The sequence below is a fragment of the Mongoliibacter sp. genome (assembly GCF_007692705.1).
In the GTDB taxonomy this organism is placed as follows: domain Bacteria; phylum Bacteroidota; class Bacteroidia; order Cytophagales; family Cyclobacteriaceae; genus Mongoliibacter.
Genome location: NZ_REBN01000145.1, coordinates 1 through 2,571, shown reverse-complemented (window position 1 = coordinate 2,571; position 2,571 = coordinate 1). Strand labels below are relative to the sequence as shown.

General features: G+C 38.2%; 4 protein-coding genes. All 4 read left to right on the top strand.

The window, feature by feature from the left end:
* The coding region (locus EA341_RS08715) for a proton-conducting transporter membrane subunit (protein WP_293013016.1) at positions 1-1,429 on the top strand (1,429 nt) is incomplete at its 5' end.
* Positions 1,426-1,905: a Na+/H+ antiporter subunit E gene (locus EA341_RS08710; RefSeq protein ID WP_293013015.1), complete on the top strand. Its 480-nt coding sequence runs from the start codon at positions 1,426-1,428 to the stop codon at positions 1,903-1,905. The genes EA341_RS08715 and EA341_RS08710, both read left to right, overlap by 4 nt.
* A gap of 35 nt (positions 1,906-1,940) precedes the next feature.
* Positions 1,941-2,180, top strand: coding sequence for a monovalent cation/H+ antiporter complex subunit F (locus EA341_RS08705; RefSeq protein ID WP_367127102.1), 240 nt, complete (start codon positions 1,941-1,943; stop codon positions 2,178-2,180).
* Positions 2,170-2,571, top strand: a 402-nt coding sequence (gene mnhG, locus EA341_RS08700) for a monovalent cation/H(+) antiporter subunit G (protein ID WP_367127099.1), incomplete at its 3' end; no start/stop codon positions are given. The genes EA341_RS08705 and mnhG, both read left to right, overlap by 11 nt.

The following is a 2,571-nucleotide window of genomic DNA, read 5'->3' as shown; positions in this document are numbered from 1 at the left end:
CCTAAGTATTACATTGTCACTTATAGGATTGGGGACTTCGCTTTGGCTCTTCACATCAGTATATGATAATGGAATATTGGTTATGCAATCTGGAAATTGGTCTGCACCATTCGGAATTTCTTTTGTTGCGGACACCCTTGGAGTAACCATGGTACTTCTTGCTTCAATTGCTGGGTTAGCGGTATCCTTATTTGCCACTGCCAGTATGAATAAGGCAAGGTTAGAATTTGGTTTTTTCCCCATGCTTCATTTTTTAGTGATGGGGCTTCAGGGCGCATTTCTAACGGGGGATATATTCAACCTTTATGTTTGGTTTGAAGTCATCATTATTTCCTCTTTTGTCTTGATTACTATCGGAGGAAAAAAAGCCCAACTTGAAGGAGCTATCAAATACGTTGCACTTAACCTATTAGCCTCTGTTTTTTTCCTAATCGGAATTGCTTTTTTATATGGTCTTACCGGCTCATTGAACATGGCAGATTTGTCCATTAAGGTTCAGGAAATAGAAAACAAGGGCTTGATCAATGTGACCGCCAGTTTATTTTTGGTGGCTTTTGGAATCAAATCAGCTGTTTTTCCTCTGTACTTTTGGCTACCTGCTTCCTACCATACCCCTCCTCCAGCTGTCGCTGCGATTTTTGGCGGATTACTCACCAAAGTCGGAGTCTACGCTATGGTCAGGACTTTTACCTTGATTTTCGTAGGAGATGATTTTCTGAGTATAGTACTATCTGTAATGGCAGCATTGACCATTTTATCAGGTGCCCTTGGCGCTATGGTTCACCAGCATATTGGGAAAATTTTTGGGTATCTAATTATTTGCCATATCGGATTTATGATGGCTGGTGTAGGCATGATGACAGAAATTGCCATTGCTGGAACGGTTTTCTATTTAATACATGACATCATTGTCAAAACTAATCTTTTTATGGTATCAGGTATTATTTTAAAAATCAACGGTACACAGAATATCAAAGAATTGGGGGGGATGTATAAAAACTACCCACTACTTTCTCTTCTTTTCGCTATTCCTCTGTTTTCATTGGTGGGAATTCCACCTCTTTCAGGATTTTGGGCAAAATTGTTCTTTATCCAAGGAGGATTGGAAAGCGGTGAATATGTATTAATTTCTTTCATTGTATTAGGGTCTTTTCTGACACTTTGGGTAATCGCTAAAATATGGGCAGAAGTATTCTGGAAAGAAGGAAAGGATCTACCTAAAAAAGCTATTGGAAAATACTTCCATGAAATCAACTTAAGGTCAAAATGGGCACTCCTCTTGCCTGTAGTTTTCCTAAGCATAATTTCTTTGTACATTGGACTGGGAGCAGAAAATATCATCACCTTATCACAACGGATAGCTTCAGAATTGATGAATCCCTCTTCCTACATTGAATCAGTAATGGGCCAAAACTTAAACGAGATATGACTAAATCCCTCCTCTTAAGTAATTTATTGCTGGCCTTAGTTTGGGTTTTTGCCACTGGAACCCTTACACAGGAAAATTTCCTGTTTGGTTTTATCATCAGCTTTGGCATCCTCTGGCTTATCAGTGTCAATAGGGTTGAAAACAAGTACTTTACTATTGTACCAAAAACGCTATGGTTTTTCTTGGTGATTTTGGGAAAAATAGTGGTTGCAAACCTTCAAACTGTCAAGGAATCACTCTACTCAAAGAAAAAATTGAACCCAGCAATTATCAAAGTACCCTTAGAAGCAAAAACGGACTTGGAGATTACCTTTCTGGCCAACCTGATATGCCTTACACCTGGCACCATGGTATTGGATGTTTCCACTGACAAAAAAGCCATGTTTGTACATGCCTTACATTGTGAAGACAAGGAAGAGTTTATAGAGCAAATTAAAATCAAGTTGGAACACCGTTTATTGGAATTAATGAGATGATTTTACAAGAGTATTATAACTATGTGATTTTACCAATGTTAGGGATTTCAGTGATTTTGGTTTTTATCAGATTCCTGAAAGGACCAAGCATACCTGATAGGGTAATTGCATTGGATTTATTGATTTTGATTGCGATTGGAATCATTGCAGTTTACAGTATGCAAAATGACCAAAGCACCTTTTTGGATATCGCCATGCTATTTGCTTTGATCGCCTTTTTGGGTACGGTGGCCTTTGCTTATTTTCTAATTCAAAGAAGTAAAAATGATGACTGAAATATTGATAATGATTATGATGACTATGGGAGCACTTTTTGTGCTTTCAACGGCGGTTGCTATGCTAACCAAGCCGGATGTCTATATGCGTATCAATATCACCACCAAGACAGCTACACTTGGTTTGGGTTTGATTTTATTATCAGCAGCTGTCTATTTTCAGGATTATTCGGTCACGACAAGAGTGGTTGCTATAATCCTCTTTATATTTTTGACTGCACCTATTGGGGGCCATATGTTGATGCGTTCAGCATATTTTACCAAAACCAAAAAGTGGAAAGGGATGAAGATTGATGACCTTGATGGTCAGTATGACACTGTAACAAAAGAACTTTACAGTGAAGATAGAGATGGAGGCATTTCACCAAAAACGACAGAAGAAGATGAAAAA